Raw genomic sequence first — 17,122 nt, forward strand, 5'->3', positions numbered from 1 at the left:
GGCGGAAGGTCGACCGCCACCCGGGCGAGCGAGAGGTGGGCCTCGGCCTGCCGGGCCGCTCATTTCCTACTTTTTGTATCTAAATATCTTCTTCTAAGGTCAGGCCGGCGGCAGGGGGAGGACGTGGCGGAGGGCCTCGATGGTGTCGGGGGGGCCGTCCACGGTCAGGTCGGTGCGCTCGCCGCGGCCGTAGACGAACAGGAGCAGCTCGCCGGGCTCGCCGGTGATCCGTACGGCCGGCGCGCCCGCGGGGCCGGTCGTCACGCTCCGCCCGTCCGGGTGGTGCAGCTCCAGGCGGGCGGGGGAGCGGCGGCCCGCCTCCAGCCTGGCCAGCAGCGGCAGCCGGCGCCAGAGCGCCTCGGCGCGGCCGGGCGGGACCGGCTGCGGCTGCCACTCGGCGCCCGCGCGGCGGACGTCCTCGGCGTGCACGAAGTACTCGACGGTGTTGGCCGCCTCGTCGGCGCCGGGCAGGGCGAACAGCGAGAGCAGCGGCGGGCCGGAGCGGAACATCCGCAGCAGCTCCTCGTACGGGCGCTCGGCGTACCCGCTCTGCACCTGGTGGGTCCAGCCGGCCAGCGGGCCCAGGCGGATGCCCGCCGCGGCGTCCGGCCGGCGCTCCCGGAGCACCAGGTGGGCGGCGAGGTCACGGGTGGACCACCCGGCACAGAGAGTGGGCGCGTCCGGCCCGGCGGCGGCCAGGAGTTCCGCCAGTCGGTGACGCTCGGCGAGGGCATGGTTCGACATGGCCAAAGCCTAGGGGGTCACCCCCGCTACTTGAGGTGCCCGGTGAGTTTGGGGGTGCCCGGGTGGGTGCCGGAGGTGAGGGAGCAGGTGTAGTCGCGCCAGCCCTGCTGGTACTGGGCCATCGGCGGGCCGATCGGGAGCGGGTAGAACGTCCCGCCGCCCTGGCGGGCCTCGGCGGCGGCCATCGGCTCCTTGCAGCCGTCCCGGACGGCCTTGTTGAGCTGGGTCTCCGTCAGGCCGTCCGGCAGCAGCAGGTCGGCGACGACCTCGCCGTCGTGCCCGCCCTCGCAGGGCCGCAGCTCCGGCTTGGTGACGGTCTTGGTCTGCTGCGGGTGGTCGAAGCAGGAGCCGACCGGGAAGAAGGTGTACGGCACCACCTTGGCCGGGGTCGGCGTCGGGGTCGGTGTGGGGGTGGGCGCCGGGGTGGTGGGGCTCGGGGAGCGAGGCGGGGGCGGCAGCGGGGCGGGCTCCTTCTCCGGCCACAGCAGCACGGTGGCCACCACCGCGAGCAGCACGGCCAGCACGGCCGCGACGGCGAGGACGAGACCGCGCGACGGGCGGGCGGCGGCTTCGGACGGCTGGGAGGAGGCCGGCTGCGCGGGGACCGGCGGCTCGGGGGGCGGCTGCTCGGAGGTCATGGCCATGAGGATGGCCCAAGCCGGGGCCGCGCGGCAGGCGGTTGGCACTAATCGTCCCGGCGGACCGGCCCGGGAGCGGGCGGACAGGCCGGACGGGTCGGATAGGCTCCCCCCGGCACGACACGATCCCAGGAGTAGCGGATGCGCGTCGGAATCACCGGTCACCGGGGCCTGTCGGGTGGCATCACCGAGATGCTGGTCCGCGGGGACCTCTGGCGGCTGGTCACCACCTTCGGCCCGTACGAACTGGTCGGCGTCACCTGTGCCGACGAGGGCCCGGAGACCTGGTTCGCCCGGTCCGTGCTGGAGCACGGCGGCAAGCTGGAGGTCATCGTCCCCGCCGGGGCGTCCGTGGTCGGCCGGGCCGACGACCACCACCGGGGCACCCGGCTGCGGCTGATGAACGAGGCGAGCGCCGTCCACCGGCTGGCCGCCGCCGAGCACGGCGGCCTCGGCGACGACACCGGGCGGGCCCTGGTCGGCATGATCGACGAACTGATCGCGGTCTGGGACGGCGAACCCGGCAGCGAGCCCGCCCGGGTGGCCGCCCTGGCCCAGGAGGCCGGCCTGTTCGTCCACCGGATCTGGCCCGCCGGCTGCGAGCGGTGACCCGGCTGCTGCACGGTGACACCCGGCCGCTCCGCGGTGACGCGCCGTCCGCACCACGGTGACCCGCCGGCCCGGCCGCGGTCCGCGCCGGCCGCGATCCGGACGGAGCGTCGGCGGGCCGGGCAGGACTGACACAATGGCCCCATGTCCACCACCCCCACCACGCCCGCCGCCCCCGGCTCCACCGCCCTGGACCCGGCGATCGCGGCCCGGCTCAAGCGCACCGACGACGGCCTGCTGCCGGCCGTCGCGCAGCAGTACGACACCGGCGAGGTGCTGATGCTCGGCTGGATGGACGACGAGGCGCTGCACCGCACCCTCACCACCGGCCGCTGCACCTACTGGAGCCGCAGCCGCCGCGAGTACTGGGTCAAGGGCGACACCTCCGGCCACGTCCAGGCCGTCAAGTCGGTCGCGCTCGACTGCGACGGCGACACCCTGCTGGTCAAGGTCGACCAGACCGGTGCCGCCTGCCACACCGGCGACCGCACCTGTTTCGACGCCGACGTGCTCCCGCTCTCCTGACCCCCCTACCGGAACTCCAGAAGGTGCCGCCCGCCATGGACCTCGAAGCCTTCCGCAAGCTCGCCGTCGACACCCGGGTCATCCCGGTCACCCGCAGGCTCCTCGCGGACGGCCTCACCCCGATCGGCCTCTACCGCAGCCTCGCCGCCGAGCGGCCCGGCACCTTCCTGCTGGAGTCCGCCGAACAGGGCCGCAGCTGGTCCCGGTACTCCTTCGTCGGCGTCCGCAGCGCCGCCGTGCTCACCGCGGGCCCGGACGGCGACGCCCGCTGGCACGGCACCCCGCCGGTCGGCATCCCCACCACCGGCGACCCGCTCCAGGTGCTGCGCGCCACCCTGGAGGCGCTGCACACCCCGCGCCACACCGACGACGGCCTGCCCCCGCTGACCGGCGGCCTGGTCGGCTACCTCGGCTACGACATCGTCCGCCGGCTGGAGAAGCTGCCCGACCTCAACCCGGACGACCTGAAGCTCCCCGAGCTGACCATGCTGCTGGCCACCGACCTGGCCGTGCTCGACCACGCCGACGGCACGGTGCTGCTGATCGCCAACGCGGTCAACCACAACGACCTGGCCAGCGGCGTCGACGAGGCCTACGCGGACGCGGTGTCCCGGCTCGACGCGATGGAGACCGGCCTGCTGAAGCCGGTCGACCCGGGCCTGGCGACGTTCACCCCGTCCGGCGCCGGCGAGGTCCGCTCGCCGTTCGGCGGCGAGCCGTACCGGGCGGCCGTCGAGGAGGTCAAGGAGCGGATCCGGGCCGGCGAGGCCTTCCAGGTGGTGCCCTCCCAGCGGTTCGAGGCGCCCTGCCCGGCGTCCGCGCTGGACGTCTACCGCGTGCTGCGCACCACCAACCCGAGCCCGTACATGTACCTGTTCCGCTTCCCCGGCCCGGACGGCGGCGCCGAGGGCGGCTTCGACGTGGTCGGCTCCAGCCCGGAGGCGCTGGTCAAGGTGACCGAGGGCGAGGCGATGCTGCACCCGATCGCCGGCACCCGGCACCGCGGTGCCACCCCGCACGAGGACGCCGAACTCGCCGCCGAGCTGCTGGCCGACCCGAAGGAGCGGGCCGAGCACCTGATGCTGGTCGACCTCGGCCGCAACGACCTCGGGCGGGTCTGCGAGCCGGGCAGCGTCGAGGTGGTCGACTTCATGCAGATCGAGCGGTACAGCCACGTCATGCACATCGTCTCGACCGTCACCGGCAGGGTGGCGCCCGGGCGGACCGCGTTCGACGTGCTGACCGCCTGTTTCCCGGCCGGCACCCTCTCCGGCGCGCCGAAGCCGCGCGCGATGCGCATCATCGAGGAGCTGGAGCCCACCCGCCGGGGCCTGTACGGCGGCTGCGTCGGCTACCTGGACTTCGCCGGGGACTCCGACACCGCGATCGCCATCCGGACCGCCGTGCTGCGCGACGGCACCGCCTACGTCCAGGCGGGCGCGGGCGTGGTCGCGGACTCGGACCCGCACGGCGAGGACACCGAGTGCCGCAACAAGGCGGCCGCCGTCCTGCGGGCGGTCGCCACCGCCAATACGCTGCGGACGCCGGAACTGTCGCAGCCGGCGCTGTCGTAGCCGGGACCGCCGTAGTGGAACCGTCGTAGTCGGGACTGTCGTAGTCGGGACTGTCACAAGGGAGGCGGCCGGGATGTCCGAGGTGCCGCACGACGAGCAGCGGTGGGAGTTCGTGTTCGGCGCCGCCGTGCAGGTCGAGGAGCAGTTGGCGGGCCACGGGCGGGTGCTGTCCGGTGTCCTGGTCGACTTCCCGGCCGCGCCCGGCGGGCTCACCCCCGATCTGGCGGTGGTCGCCCCGGACGCGGTGCGCGGCGGCCGGGGCCGGTTCGAGGGGGCCGGCGTCGAGGCGGTGCTGGAGGTGGTGCGGCCGGGCCTCGCGGAGGCGGCGCGGGCGTACGCGCGCGGCGGGGTGCCGCTGTACGTGGTGGTCGACCCGGCGGCGGCCGTCTGCACCGTGCACACCGCGCCGTCCCCCGACGGCGTGTACCGGGAGGCGGAGCGGGTGCCGTTCGGCAACGACCTGTTCCTGCCGCTCGGCGGGCGGACCCTGGTGCTGCGCACGGACGAGTTCCCGTCCGGACCGGCCACCCCGGGTTCGGGCTGAGCCGTCGGCCGGGGGATAGTGGACGGGTGACCGCTGCTGACCAGACCCCCGCGCCCGCCACGCCGACCCCCGCCGCGAACCGCCGGACGCTCGGCCTGATGCTGCTGCTGACCGTGCTGGGCGCGGTGCTGGTGCTGACGGCCGTGGGCCGGGTCTGGGCCGACGGCCGGGCCGGGACCCTGGACGTGTCCGTCACCGGCGGCCGGATCTCCGAACTGCCGGGCGGGCTGGCGCTGGTGGCGCTGGCCGCGGCGGTCGCGGTGTTCGCCGTACGCGGCGCCGGCCGGGCCGCGGTCGGCGTGCTGACCCTGCTGGCCGGCCTCGGGGCCGCCGCCACCGCCGCCGCCGGGGCGGGGGACACCGCCGCGCTGGACGGCGAGGCGGCCCGCAAGCTCGCGCTCTCCGGCAGCACCGCGACCGAGGTCGGCCACACCGGCTGGCCGTGGGTGGCCCTGGCCGGCGGGCTGCTGCTGGCCGTGGCCGGGCTGCTCACCGTCCGGTTCGGGGGGCGCTGGCCGGCCATGGGCAGCCGCTACGAGGCGCCCACCCGGAAGGGCCCGGCCAAGGCCGCGGAGGGCCCGGCCGACCTGTGGAAGGCGCTGGACCGCGGCGAGGACCCGACGGCGGTCTGATCCGGCCGCTGCGCGGGCCCGCCGGTGCCCCCGGCCCCGCCCGCCGGTGTGACCCGATAGACGAGCACCCGCTTTGGGGCGCGCGGATATGGCCCGGCACAATGGAACACGTCAACCCGCCGGCGGCCCCTAGGCCCGGCCGGGCCCCGAGAGCCAAGGAGCAGCATCAGATGGCAGCAGCAGCACACGGCCACACCCCCGCCGCCTGGACCGGCGTGACCATCGCCTTCGTCGGCTTCGCCATCGCGGGTGTCGCGATGATCCTGCCGTCGGTGCTGCTGGTCTGTGCCGGCCTCGCGGTCGTCCTGCTCGCCGGTGTGGTCGGCAAGGCCATGTCGATGGCGGGCATGGGCAGGCAGCCCAGCACCATGGTGTACACCCACGAGGAGCAGGCCGCGCTGGCCGCCGCCTGATCCTGCGGCACTCCTGGGAACGGCGGGCGCCATGCCCGCCGTTTCGCGTTCCGGCGGCGTCCGCGGGTGTCACGGTTCCCGGCGGCCCGGCCGGACGGGCAGAATCGGGGCGTGAACGCCGCCCCCACCGCCTCCGCCCGGCCGCCCGTCCTGCGCCGGCTGGGCGCGCCGCTGGCCGCACTGGCCGCGGTGGCCGTCCCCACCGGGTACCTCGCCGTGGTGGACCCGAACGCCCCCGGCCACTACCCGACCTGCCCGTTCCTGGCCGCCACCGGCTGGTGGTGCCCGGGCTGCGGGGGGTTGCGCTGCGTCCACGCGCTCACCCACGGCGACCTCTCCTCGGCGCTGCACGACAACGCGCCCGCGGTGTTGCTGTTCGCGGTGCTGGCGGTGCTCTGGGTGCGCTGGGTGTGGGCCGCGGTGAGCGCCGGGCCGGCCCCCCGGCTGTCGCTCGGGGCGCGCCGCTGGGTGCTGGTGGGGCTGCTCCTGCTGGTGTTCACGGTGGTGCGCAACCTGCCGATCGGGGCGGGGCTGGCGCCGCCGCTGCTCTGAGTCCGACCGGCGGGCGGGCCCGGGTGGTCGGTGCAGGAACGGTGAAACCGCAGTTCGGGACGGTCCGAGGGGGCGTCCGTACCGCGAGACGCGCGCCCGGTGGATGCGCCCCGCGCCCCCGGGTGCCGATACCATCGAAGGGCCGGTGGCCTGACGGCCGCCCGGCTCATCGCTAGAACGACTAGCAGATCAATGATGGGGGCGCTCTCGTGAGTGAGCGGAGCATGGGGGTCCCCCCGGCCGAAGGCCGGGGGACGAACACGGCAAGGGGCGTGTCGCGCTCAGCGCCCGCCGAGCGGAGCGAGGTGGGTCCATGAGTGTGCTCGACACGATCATCGACGGGGTCCGTGAGGACCTCGCCGAGCGGCAGGCCCGGGTCTCCCTGGACGAGCTCAAGGAGCTCGCCGCCAAGGCCCCGGACGCCAAGGACGGCGTCGCCGCCCTCAAGGGCGACGGCGTGCGGGTGATCTGCGAGGTGAAGCGCTCCAGCCCGTCCAAGGGCGCGCTGGCCGCGATCGCCGATCCGGCCGCCCTGGCGAGCGACTACGCGGCCGGCGGTGCCGCCGCGATCAGCGTGCTGACCGAGCAGCGCCGCTTCGGCGGGTCGCTCGCCGACCTGGACGCCGTCCGCGCCGCAGTGGACACCCCGCTGCTGCGCAAGGACTTCATCGTCACCGCGTACCAGCTCTGGGAGGCCCGCGCCCACGGCGCCGACCTCGCACTGCTGATCGTCGCCGCCCTCGAACAGCCGGCCCTGGTGTCGCTGATCGAGCGGGCCGAGTCGATCGGCCTGACCCCGCTGGTCGAGGTGCACGACGAGGAGGAGATCGCCCGCGCGGTGGACGCCGGCGCGCGGATCATCGGCGTCAACGCCCGCAACCTCAAGACCCTCGAGGTGGACCGCAACACCTTCGGCAACGTCGTCCACGCCATCCCGGACGGTGTCGTCAAGGTCGCCGAGTCCGGTGTGCGCGGCCCGCTGGACGTGATCTCCTACGCCAACCTGGGCGCCGACGCGGTGCTGGTCGGCGAGTCGCTGGTGACCGGCAAGGACCCGCGCGCCGCGGTCGCCGACCTGGTCGCGGCCGGAGCCCACCCCGCCCTGCGGCACAAGGACTGATCCCGCCGCCGTGAAACTCGCCACCCGTCTCGCCCCCGGCTGCCGCCCGCGCGGCTGCCGCGCGCCCGCACGCCGTGTGCTGGGCCGGCGGGTGCGCTACGTGATCGGCTGCGAGCCCGGGCAGGTGCAGGGCCGTCGATGGCGCAGGACGCACGGCTGACAGCCGTCCGACCGTCACTGTCGTCATCTTCCAGAAGGACTTCACCATGTCCGACAAGTCCGACAAGGACTACCTGCCCGGCGCCGAGGTGCCGGACGCCCGCGGCTACTTCGGCGCCTACGGCGGCCGTTTCATCCCGGAGGCGCTGGTCGCCGCCGTGGAGCAGGTCGCCGAGGAGTACGAGAAGGCCAAGGCCGACCCCGCCTTCACCGCCGAGCTGGACGCGTTGCTCAAGGACTACACCGGCCGCCCCAGCCCGCTGACCGACGTGCGCCGGTTCTCGGCCGAGGCCGGGGGCGCGCGGATCCTGCTCAAGCGCGAGGACCTCAACCACACCGGCTCGCACAAGATCAACAACGTGCTGGGCCAGGCCCTGCTCACCAGGCGGATGGGCAAGACCCGGATCATCGCCGAGACCGGGGCCGGCCAGCACGGCGTGGCCACCGCCACCGCCTGCGCGCTGTTCGGCTTCGACTGCACCATCTACATGGGCGAGGTCGACACCCAGCGCCAGGCGCTGAACGTCGCCCGGATGCGGATGCTCGGCGCCGAGGTGGTGTCGGTCAAGTCCGGCAGCCGCACCCTCAAGGACGCCATCAACGAGGCGTTCCGCGACTGGGTCGCCAACGTGGACTCCACCCACTACCTGTTCGGCACCGTGGCCGGCCCGCACCCGTTCCCGATGATGGTCCGCGACTTCCACCGGGTCATCGGCGTCGAGGCGCGGCAGCAGGTGCTCGACCGGACCGGGAGGCTCCCGGACGCCGTCGTCGCCTGCGTCGGCGGCGGCTCCAACGCGATGGGCATCTTCCACGAGTTCATCCCGGACGCGGACGTGCGCCTGATCGGCTGCGAGGCGGCCGGCGAGGGCGCCGAGACCCCCCGGCACGCCGCCACCCTGACCAAGGGCGACCCGGGCGTGCTGCACGGCTCCCGCACCTACGTCCTCCAGGACGAGGACGGCCAGACCATCGAGTCGCACTCCATCTCGGCCGGTCTCGACTACCCGGGCGTCGGCCCGGAGCACGCCTGGCTGAAGGACACCGGCCGGGCCGAGTACCGCCCGGTCACCGACGACGCCGCCATGCAGGCGCTGCGGCTGCTGTCCCGCACCGAGGGCATCATCCCGGCCATCGAGAGCGCGCACGCGCTGGCCGGCGCCCTGGAGCTGGGCCGCGAGCTCGGGCCCGAGGCCACCATCCTGGTCTCGCTCTCCGGGCGCGGCGACAAGGACATGCACACCGCGGCCGAGTACTTCGGCCTGTACGACGAGGCCGGCGACAAGCCCGCCGACGGCGCCGGCAACGGGGGTAAGTGACCATGGCTTCGAAGCTCAGCGGCATCCTCGCGGCCGCCAAGGCGGAGGACCGCGCCGCGCTGATCGGCTACCTGCCGGCCGGCTTCCCGACCGTCGACGGCGGCGTGCGGGCCGTCAACGCGCTGATCGAGGGCGGCTGCGACGTCGTCGAGATCGGCCTGCCGCACTCCGACCCGGTGCTGGACGGCCCGACCATCCAGACCGCCGACGACATCGCGCTGCGGGCCGGCGTGAAGATCAAGGACGTGCTGCGCACCGTCCAGGAGGTGGCCACCGCGCATCCCGGGGCCGCGGTGCTGGTGATGACCTACTGGAACCCGGTCGACCGCTACGGCGCGGCGCGCTTCGCCGCCGACCTGGCCGCCGCGGGCGGCGCCGGCTGCATCCTGCCGGACCTGCCGGTGGAGGAGTCCGGGGAGTGGCGGAAGGCGGCGGACGAGCACGGTCTCGACACCGTCTTCGTGGTCGCCCCGAGCAGTAAGGACAAGCGCCTCGCCGAGGTCACCGCGGCGGGCTCCGGCTTCGTCTACGCGGCCGCGGTGATGGGCGTGACCGGCTCCCGGGCCCAGGTCGGCGACCTCGCCGAGGACCTGGTCGCGCGGACCCGGGCGACCACCGCGCTGCCGGTCTGCGTGGGCCTCGGCGTCTCGACGGCCGACCAGGCCGCCCAGGTGGCGGGCTTCGCCGACGGCGTGATCGTCGGCTCGGCCTTCGTCCAGCGGATCCTGGACGCCGACGGTGACGAGCAGGCCGCGCTGGCGGCCGTCCGCACCCTGGCCGGCGAGCTGGCCGAGGGCGTCCGCCGCCGGTAGTACCCGTTCGTGACGGCCCGCCACCCCCGCCCGGGGGCGGCGGGCCGTTCGCATTCCCCCGGCGGACCCGAACGGGTGAACACCGGCCCTCCAACGCATCAGGTGTGGTTGACCGGCGTTGAGTGGAGGGACAGGTGCACGAACGACGTGCTCGGGGGAGTAGGCGATCGAAGGGGTGTGCCGGTGCCGTGTCTCCAGCGAGCCGTCCTGCTGCGGGCCGCCGCGGCCCTGCTGGTGCTGGGCGCCGCGGTGGGTGCGGACCACACCGTGGTGGGGGAGGCGCTGGCCAGACGGGGCGCGGAGCGGGCCGAGCGGGACGCGTACGTGTGTGCGGTGCAGGCCCGGGCGGCCGCGGTGGTGCGGGCGGAACGGTACCGCCCGCAGGGCAGGCCGTCGCTCGACGCCGGAAGCCCGCCCGGCTGCGGGTCGAACGGGCGTTAGAGCGGATCGGACACAGCGTCGGTCCCCCTCACTCCTTCGGCTTAAATCCCGGCCCCCGCGGAAACCACCGCCGCCGGTGGCGGTTCACCAGGGCGTGACGGTGATTCCCGAGGTGGTTGTCCGGAAGACCGGGCCGGCGACGGCATGGCTCGGCACGGTGGTGCGGCTGGGCCTCGCCGTGGTCTGGGGCTGGGCCGGGCTCGCCAAGATCTCCGATCCGGCGGAGGCGGCCCAGGCCGTGCGCGCGTACGAGATCCTGCCCGAGGCGCTGGTCAAACCGGTGGGGTACGCGCTGCCGTTCCTGGAGCTGGCGCTCGCGGTGCTGCTGGTGGTCGGGCTGGGGGTGCGGCTGGTGGCCGCGGTCTCCGCGCTGCTGCTGCTCGCCTTCGTCGCGGGCATCGCCTCCGCCTGGGCCCGCGGCATCTCGATCGACTGCGGCTGCTTCGGCGGCGGCGGGGCGGTGGACGCCTCGCAGACCGAGTACCTCCAGGAGATCCTGCGCGACACCGGCTTCCTGCTGATGGCCGGCTGGCTGCTCTGGCGGCCCCGCACCGAGCTCTCCCTGGACGGCCGGCTGGCGAACTGACCGGCGGACACCCCCGCACCCACCCGACCCGGCCCTCCCCCCGATTTGTGGATGTCAAGGCAGATGAGCGAGAAGAACCGAGAAGGCAAGCGCACCGCCCGCGAGCGGATGCTGGCGGAGCGGGCGGCCGGCGAGGCCAACGCCCGGCGGAACAAGAAGCTGATGGTGGGCGGGGCGGTGCTGGCGGTGATCGCCGCCGCCGTGGTCACCGGCGTCGTGGTGCAGAACGAGCGCTCCAAGCCGGAGACCCCGACCGCCGCCCCGTCCGGCACGATCGGTGACAAGAACCTGGTGATCCCGGTCGGCGCGCCCGACGCCCCGTCCGTCCTCACCGTCTACGAGGACCCGCGCTGTCCGGCCTGCGGCATCTTCGAGCGCGAGTTCTCGCCGACCATCGACCAGCTCGAGGACGCCGGCAAGATCTACACCAACTACCACATCGTCTCGTTCATCGACCGCGCCGTGCAGGGCAAGGGCTCCAAGTACGCCGCCAACGCGCTGGCCTGCGCCCAGGACGCCGGGCACTTCCGCGACTACCACGACGTGCTCTACCGCAACCAGCCGGACGAGACCAACGACGCCTTCGGCGACAAGGCCGTCCTGATCAACCTCGCCAAGCAGGTCGACGGCCTGGTCACGCCCGCCTTCGAGGCCTGCGTCAACGACAACAAGTACGCCGGCTGGGTCTCCGCGGTGCAGCAGGACTTCGACAAGTCCAGCTACAAGTCGACGCCGACCGTGCTGCTCAACGGCCAGCCGGTCTACCCGAAGAACGGCACCGAGGAGATCACCCCGCAGAACCTGGTGAAGTGGGTGGACGCCGCCAACCAGGGCAAGCAGCCGGGCACCACCGGCTCGCACGGCCAGTCCCCGGCGCCGACCAGCACCGCCTCGGAGAGCAACAACCCGTCGCCGAACGCCGGCTGACCACCGGACCGGCCGGTCGGCCGACGCCGCCCCCTCCCCGTCCGGAGGGGGCGGCGCGCGTGCGCGGGCGCCCTGTTGTTCGGGATCTGTGACCGACGGGGTGTCCGGGGCGGGCCGCCGACCCTGTAGCGTCGGAGCTGCCATGGATATCGCCTACATTCCCAGCCCGTCGCGGGGCGTCCTCTACCTCGGACCGATCCCGCTGCGCGCCTACGCCTTCTGCATCATCCTCGGTGTCGTCGTCGCCGTCTGGCTCGGCAGCAAGCGCTGGGTCGCCCGGGGCGGTGGCAAGCACACGGTCGGCGACATCGCCGTCTGGGCTGTGCCGTTCGGCCTGGTCGGCGGCCGGCTCTACCACGTGATCACCGACAACCAGCTCTACTTCGGCGAGGGCAGGAACCCCTGGAACGCCTTCAAGATCTGGGAGGGCGGCCTCGGGATCTGGGGCGCGATCGCGCTGGGCGCGGTCGGCGCCTGGATCGGCGCCCGCCGCCGGGGCGTGCCGCTGCCCGCGTACGCCGACGCCATCGCGCCCGGCATCGCCCTGGCCCAGGCGATCGGCCGCTGGGGCAACTGGTTCAACCAGGAGCTCTACGGCCGGGAGACCACGCTGCCCTGGGGCCTGGAGATCGACAAGACGCTGCCGGGCGGCGAGGTCGTGAAGGGCGTCTACCACCCGACCTTCCTCTACGAGTCGCTCTGGTGCGTCGGCGTCGCGCTGCTGGTGATGTGGGCGGACCGCCGGTTCACCCTCGGCCACGGCCGGGTCTTCGCGCTGTACGTGGCCGCGTACACGGTGGGCCGGTTCTGGACCGAGTGGCTGCGGATCGACGAGGCGCACGTGTTCCTGGGCCTGCGGCTCAACGACTGGGTGGCGATCGCGGTCTTCCTCGCCGCCGTCGCCTACTTCGTGATCGTCGGGAAGAAGCGGCCCGGCCGTGAGGACCCGGCGACCATCGACCCGATGGCGACCGGTCCGGACGCTCCGGACGCCGCCGACGCCGCCACCGGAGCCAGTGCCGGCTCCGCCGCCGAGGCCGGTGCCGCGCCGGGGAACGCCGGGCCGTCCCGGTCCGTGGACGGGAAGCCGGGCGGAAAGCCGGCCGCCGAGCCGGCGGACGCCGCACCCGAGAAGTCCGCCAAGGACGCCGAGAACCTGACCTGACCTGCGCCTCCCGCTCCTCCGGCCGCCCTCCGCACCCTCTGCGGAGGGCGGCCGAAGCGTTGTTCGGACAGGCTTACTTTGCTGGAAATGCCCAGGTCAGGCGGGCTACGTTCGAGGGAGACGAACGCAAGACGGAGGGGACGAAGACCGTGAGCAGCACCATCATCGAATCCGAGGCCGGGCACCACCCCCGCATCCCCGCCGAGGGGCACCACCGGGACGTGAACGGCGGCTGGCTGCGGCCGGCCGTCTTCGGTGCGATGGACGGTCTGGTGTCCAACTTCGCGCTGATGACCGGCGTGGTCGGCGGCGCGGTCGCCAACAGCACGGTGGTGCTGACCGGACTGGCCGGCCTGGCGGCCGGCGCGTGCTCGATGGCGGCGGGGGAGTACACCTCGGTGGCCTCGCAGCGGGAGCTGGTGCAGGCCGAGATCGAGGCCGAGCGGCTGGAGCTCAAGCGCAACCCGCACGGCGAGCTGGCCGAGCTCGCCCAGGTGTACATAGCCCGGGGCGTCGAGCCCGCGCTGGCGCACGAGGTGGCGAAGCAGCTCTCGGCGGACCCGGAGCAGACCCTCGCGGTGCACGCCCGGGAGGAGCTGGGCATCGACCCGGACGACCTGCCCTCGCCGGTGGTGGCGGCCGCCTCGTCCTTCGTCTGCTTCGCGGTCGGCGCGCTGCTGCCGCTGCTGCCGTACCTGCTCGGCGCGACCTCGCTGGTGCCCGCGCTGCTGCTGTCGATGGCCGGCCTGTTCGCCTGCGGGGCCGTGGTGGCCCGGGTGACGGCACGCAGCTGGTGGTTCAGCGGACTGCGCCAGCTGGTGCTGGGCGGGGCGGCGGCCGGCGTGACGTACCTGCTCGGCTGGCTGATCGGCGGGCACGTGGGGTGACCGGGCCCCGGGACGATCCGGCGGCGGGGTGGCACGGGCCTGTGGGATGACACAGGGGACTGCATGACTATGCTGCCCATCGCGTGACGTTCCGCACATGGAGTGCGGACGTCACCTGGCCTAGTCTCATCATCCGGGCTCGGGGACCGCTGAATCGCATCCCGGGCCCGGCCTCCCGGGTTGGATTCGCAGGCAGCCTTGATCGGCTTCTGTAGCCGGGGGATTTCGCCCCTGTTTCGGGCCGCCGACCGACGGGCACAATCGTCGGGACGTGCACCGTGGCATGTCCCTTCACCCCACCCTTGACCTGCGGATCTGTCCGCGATGTGGACGCGGCATTCCGCTTCCCGGGATCTTGGGCATCATGTAACTGGCACGTAATCGCATCAGGGCCAACGTCGTCCCTACTGCACAGCACCTCACATGACGACGACGGGAGAGCCGATGCTGTCTGCATCCATGCACTCCGCCAACGAGCACCAGGCCGGCGCCGCCCGCCCGCCGTACGCGCTCGTTCCGGATGCGCGACCTGCTGCTCAGGGCCTGTACGACCCGCGAAACGAGCACGACGCCTGTGGCGTCGGCTTCGTCGCCACGCTGACCGGCATCGCCGACCACAAGATCGTCGAGCAGGCGCTGACCGTCCTGCGCAACCTGGAGCACCGCGGCGCCACCGGCGCCGAGCCGGACTCCGGTGACGGCGCGGGCATCCTGACCCAGATCCCGGACGCGTTCCTCCGCTCCAAGGTCTCCTTCGAGCTGCCGGCCGCCGGCTCCTACGCCGTCGGCATCGCCTTCCTGCCCGACGAGGACGCCGCCGACGCGGCCGCCGTCGCGCAGATCGAGGCCATCGCCGCCGAGGAGAACCTGACCGTCCTGGGCTGGCGCGACGTGCCGGTCACCCCGGACCTGCTGGGCGCCACCGCCCGCAGCGTGATGCCGCGCTTCCGCCAGGTCTTCCTCGCCACGGCGCCCGCCGGGCAGGGCCCCGCGCTCGCCGGGATCGAGCTGGACCGGATCTCCTTCGTCGTCCGCAAGCGCTCCGAGCGCGAGGCCGGTGTCTACTTCCCGTCGCTCTCCGCGCGCACCATCGTCTACAAGGGCATGCTGACCACCGGCCAGCTGGAGCCCTTCTTCCCCGACCTGTCGGACCGGCTCTACGCCTCCGCGCTCGGCCTGGTGCACTCGCGGTTCTCCACCAACACCTTCCCGAGCTGGCCGCTCGCCCACCCGTACCGCTTCGTCGCCCACAACGGCGAGATCAACACGGTCAAGGGCAACCGGAACTGGATGACCGCCCGCGAGTCCCAGCTCGCCACCGACCTGATCCCGGCCAACAGCAAGGGCCAGGGCCTGAGCCGGATCTTCCCGGTCTGCACCCCGGACCACTCCGACTCGGCCTCCTTCGACGAGGTCCTGGAGCTGCTCCACCTCGGCGGCCGCTCGCTGCCGCACTCGGTGCTGATGATGATCCCGGAGGCGTGGGAGAACCACGCCACCATGGACCCGGCCCGCCGCGCGTTCTACCAGTACCACTCCAACCTGATGGAGCCCTGGGACGGCCCGGCCTGCGTCACCTTCACCGACGGCACCCAGATCGGCGCCGTGCTGGACCGCAACGGCCTGCGCCCGGCCCGCTACTGGATCACCGAGGACGGCCTCGTCGTCCTCTCCTCCGAGGTCGGCGTGCTCGACATCGAGCAGGAGAAGGTCGCCAAGAAGGGCCGCCTGCAGCCCGGCCGGATGTTCCTCATCGACACCGCGGAGCACCGCATCGTCGAGGACGAGGAGATCAAGTCCGCGCTGGCCTCCGAGCACCCCTACGAGGAGTGGGTCGCGGGCGGCCAGATCCAGCTCGCCAAGCTGCCCGAGCGCGAGCACATCGCGCACACCCACGCCTCGGTGACGCGCCGCCAGCAGACCTTCGGCTACACCGAGGAGGAGCTGCGGGTCATCCTGGCGCCGATGGCGAAGACCGGCGGCGAGGCGCTCGGCTCGATGGGCACCGACAGCCCGATCGCCGCGCTCTCCGAGAAGCCGCGCCTGCTGTTCGACTACTTCGTGCAGCTCTTCGCGCAGGTCACCAACCCGCCGCTGGACGCCATCCGCGAGGAGCTCGTCACCTCGCTGCTGTCCAACCTCGGCCCCGAGGGCAACCTGCTGACCGCCGAGGCCGCGTCCTGCCGGTCGGTCGGCATCACCTTCCCGGTGATCGACAACGACGAGCTCGCCAAGCTCGTCCACATCAACGCCGACGGCGACCAGCCCGGCCTCAAGGCCGTCACCCTGTCCGGCCTGTACAAGGTCGCCACCGGCGGCGCCGGCCTGGCCGCCCGCCTGGCCGAGATCGCCGCCGAGGCCGACGCCGCGATCGCCGACGGCGCCCGGATCATCGTGCTCTCCGACCGGCACTCCGACGCCGAGCACGCCCCGATCCCCTCGCTGCTGCTCACCTCGGCGATCCACCACCACCTCATCCGCACCAAGCAGCGCACCCAGGTGTCCCTGCTGGTCGAGGCCGGCGACGTCCGCGAGGTGCACCACGTCGCGCTGCTGATCGGCTACGGCGCCGGCGCGGTCAACCCGTACCTGGCCATGGAGTCGGTCGAGGACCTCGTCGCGCAGGGCGTCTTCATCCAGGGCGTCGAGCCCGAGAAGGCCATCAAGAACCTGATCAAGGCGCTCGGCAAGGGCGTGCTCAAGGTCATGTCCAAGATGGGCATCTCCACCGTCGCCTCCTACCGCGGCGCGCAGGTCTTCGAGGCGATCGGCCTCTCCGAGGAGCTGGTCCGCGCCTACTTCGCCGGCACCACCACCAAGCTCGGCGGCATCGGCCTGGACGAGATCGCCAAGGAGGTGGCGGCCCGCCACGCCAAGGCCTACCCGGCCTCCGGCATCCCGGCCGCGCACCGCGCCCTGGAGATCGGCGGCGAGTACCAGTGGCGCCGCGAGGGCGAGCCGCACCTGTTCGACCCGGACACGGTGTTCCGCCTGCAGCACTCCACCCGCAACCGCCGGTACGACATCTTCAAGCAGTACACGGACCGGGTGAACGAGCAGTCCGAGCGGCTGATGACGCTGCGCGGCCTGTTCCAGCTGGACGGGCTCGACCGCACCCCGGTCCCCGTCGACGAGGTCGAGCCGGTCTCCGAGATCGTCAAGCGCTTCTCCACCGGCGCCATGTCGTACGGCTCGATCTCCCGCGAGGCGCACGAGACCCTGGCCATCGCGATGAACCGCCTCGGCGGCAAGTCCAACACCGGTGAGGGCGGCGAGGACCCGGACCGCCTGTACGACCCGGAGCGCCGCTCGGCGATCAAGCAGGTCGCCTCCGGCCGGTTCGGCGTCACCTCCGAGTACCTGGTCAACGCGGACGACATCCAGCGCTTCACCTCGATCCCGACCCGGCCGCCGCCGAAGCCGCCGATCCCGTCCGCCGCCACCACCCGGTGGCACGGCACCAGCAGCGCGACGG

Annotated in this window: 18 protein-coding genes; 16 read left to right on the forward strand and 2 right to left on the reverse strand. The window is 73.5% G+C overall.

Annotated elements, in window-relative coordinates:
* Positions 1-99: 99 nt before the first annotated feature.
* The gene (locus ABZ885_RS22045; RefSeq protein WP_360191120.1) at positions 100-744 is read right to left on the reverse strand and encodes a TIGR03085 family metal-binding protein; all 645 of its coding nucleotides are present in this window, start codon (positions 742-744) and stop codon (positions 100-102) included.
* Positions 745-770: 26 nt separating this feature from the next.
* Positions 771-1,382, reverse strand: a complete 612-nt coding sequence (locus ABZ885_RS22050) for a hypothetical protein (protein ID WP_360191123.1) — start codon at positions 1,380-1,382, stop codon at positions 771-773.
* Positions 1,383-1,523: 141 nt separating this feature from the next.
* On the opposite strand from ABZ885_RS22050, the gene ABZ885_RS22055 reads away from it, so the two are divergent.
* The 16 genes from ABZ885_RS22055 to ABZ885_RS22130 all read left to right on the forward strand — a co-directional run.
* A complete protein-coding gene (locus ABZ885_RS22055) occupies positions 1,524-1,991 on the forward strand; it encodes a hypothetical protein (protein WP_360191126.1) in 468 nt (155 codons plus the stop codon).
* A gap of 144 nt (positions 1,992-2,135) precedes the next feature.
* Entirely contained in the window at positions 2,136-2,516 is a 381-nt protein-coding gene (gene hisI, locus ABZ885_RS22060) for a phosphoribosyl-AMP cyclohydrolase (protein WP_360191129.1), read from the forward strand.
* A 35-nt stretch (positions 2,517-2,551) separates the two neighbouring features.
* Positions 2,552-4,090 (forward strand): anthranilate synthase component I, encoded by a 1,539-nt coding sequence (locus tag ABZ885_RS22065; protein ID WP_360191132.1) that lies wholly within the window; start codon positions 2,552-2,554, stop codon positions 4,088-4,090.
* Positions 4,091-4,163: 73 nt separating this feature from the next.
* Positions 4,164-4,634 (forward strand): Uma2 family endonuclease, encoded by a 471-nt coding sequence (locus ABZ885_RS22070; protein ID WP_360191135.1) that lies wholly within the window; start codon positions 4,164-4,166, stop codon positions 4,632-4,634.
* A 26-nt stretch (positions 4,635-4,660) separates the two neighbouring features.
* Complete coding sequence (locus ABZ885_RS22075) at positions 4,661-5,266, forward strand: TIGR02234 family membrane protein (protein WP_360191138.1); 606 nt, start codon at positions 4,661-4,663, stop codon at positions 5,264-5,266.
* A 170-nt stretch (positions 5,267-5,436) separates the two neighbouring features.
* Positions 5,437-5,679, forward strand: coding sequence for an HGxxPAAW family protein (locus ABZ885_RS22080; protein ID WP_360191141.1), 243 nt, complete (start codon positions 5,437-5,439; stop codon positions 5,677-5,679).
* A gap of 111 nt (positions 5,680-5,790) precedes the next feature.
* Positions 5,791-6,231, forward strand: coding sequence for a DUF2752 domain-containing protein (locus ABZ885_RS22085; RefSeq protein ID WP_360191144.1), 441 nt, complete (start codon positions 5,791-5,793; stop codon positions 6,229-6,231).
* A 313-nt stretch (positions 6,232-6,544) separates the two neighbouring features.
* Entirely contained in the window at positions 6,545-7,351 is an 807-nt protein-coding gene (trpC, locus tag ABZ885_RS22090) for an indole-3-glycerol phosphate synthase TrpC (protein WP_360191146.1), read from the forward strand.
* A 206-nt stretch (positions 7,352-7,557) separates the two neighbouring features.
* The gene (gene trpB / locus ABZ885_RS22095) at positions 7,558-8,829 is read left to right on the forward strand and encodes a tryptophan synthase subunit beta (protein WP_360191148.1); all 1,272 of its coding nucleotides are present in this window, start codon (positions 7,558-7,560) and stop codon (positions 8,827-8,829) included.
* 2 nt (positions 8,830-8,831) lie between these two features.
* Positions 8,832-9,641, forward strand: a complete 810-nt coding sequence (gene trpA, locus ABZ885_RS22100; protein WP_360191150.1) for a tryptophan synthase subunit alpha — start codon at positions 8,832-8,834, stop codon at positions 9,639-9,641.
* A 183-nt stretch (positions 9,642-9,824) separates the two neighbouring features.
* Complete coding sequence (locus tag ABZ885_RS22105; RefSeq protein ID WP_360191153.1) at positions 9,825-10,082, forward strand: hypothetical protein; 258 nt, start codon at positions 9,825-9,827, stop codon at positions 10,080-10,082.
* Positions 10,083-10,194: 112 nt separating this feature from the next.
* Complete coding sequence (locus ABZ885_RS22110; RefSeq protein ID WP_360191156.1) at positions 10,195-10,668, forward strand: MauE/DoxX family redox-associated membrane protein; 474 nt, start codon at positions 10,195-10,197, stop codon at positions 10,666-10,668.
* 63 nt (positions 10,669-10,731) lie between these two features.
* Positions 10,732-11,595, forward strand: coding sequence for a thioredoxin domain-containing protein (locus ABZ885_RS22115; protein WP_360191159.1), 864 nt, complete (start codon positions 10,732-10,734; stop codon positions 11,593-11,595).
* A 142-nt stretch (positions 11,596-11,737) separates the two neighbouring features.
* The gene (gene lgt, locus ABZ885_RS22120; RefSeq protein WP_360191162.1) at positions 11,738-12,760 is read left to right on the forward strand and encodes a prolipoprotein diacylglyceryl transferase; all 1,023 of its coding nucleotides are present in this window, start codon (positions 11,738-11,740) and stop codon (positions 12,758-12,760) included.
* A 161-nt stretch (positions 12,761-12,921) separates the two neighbouring features.
* Entirely contained in the window at positions 12,922-13,647 is a 726-nt protein-coding gene (locus tag ABZ885_RS22125; protein ID WP_360191167.1) for a VIT1/CCC1 transporter family protein, read from the forward strand.
* Between the two features lie 423 nt (positions 13,648-14,070).
* The coding region (locus ABZ885_RS22130) for a glutamate synthase central domain-containing protein (protein ID WP_360191164.1) at positions 14,071-17,122 on the forward strand (3,052 nt) is incomplete at its 3' end.

It is taken from the genome of Kitasatospora sp. NPDC047058, assembly GCF_040643935.1.
In the GTDB taxonomy this organism is placed as follows: domain Bacteria; phylum Actinomycetota; class Actinomycetes; order Streptomycetales; family Streptomycetaceae; genus Kitasatospora.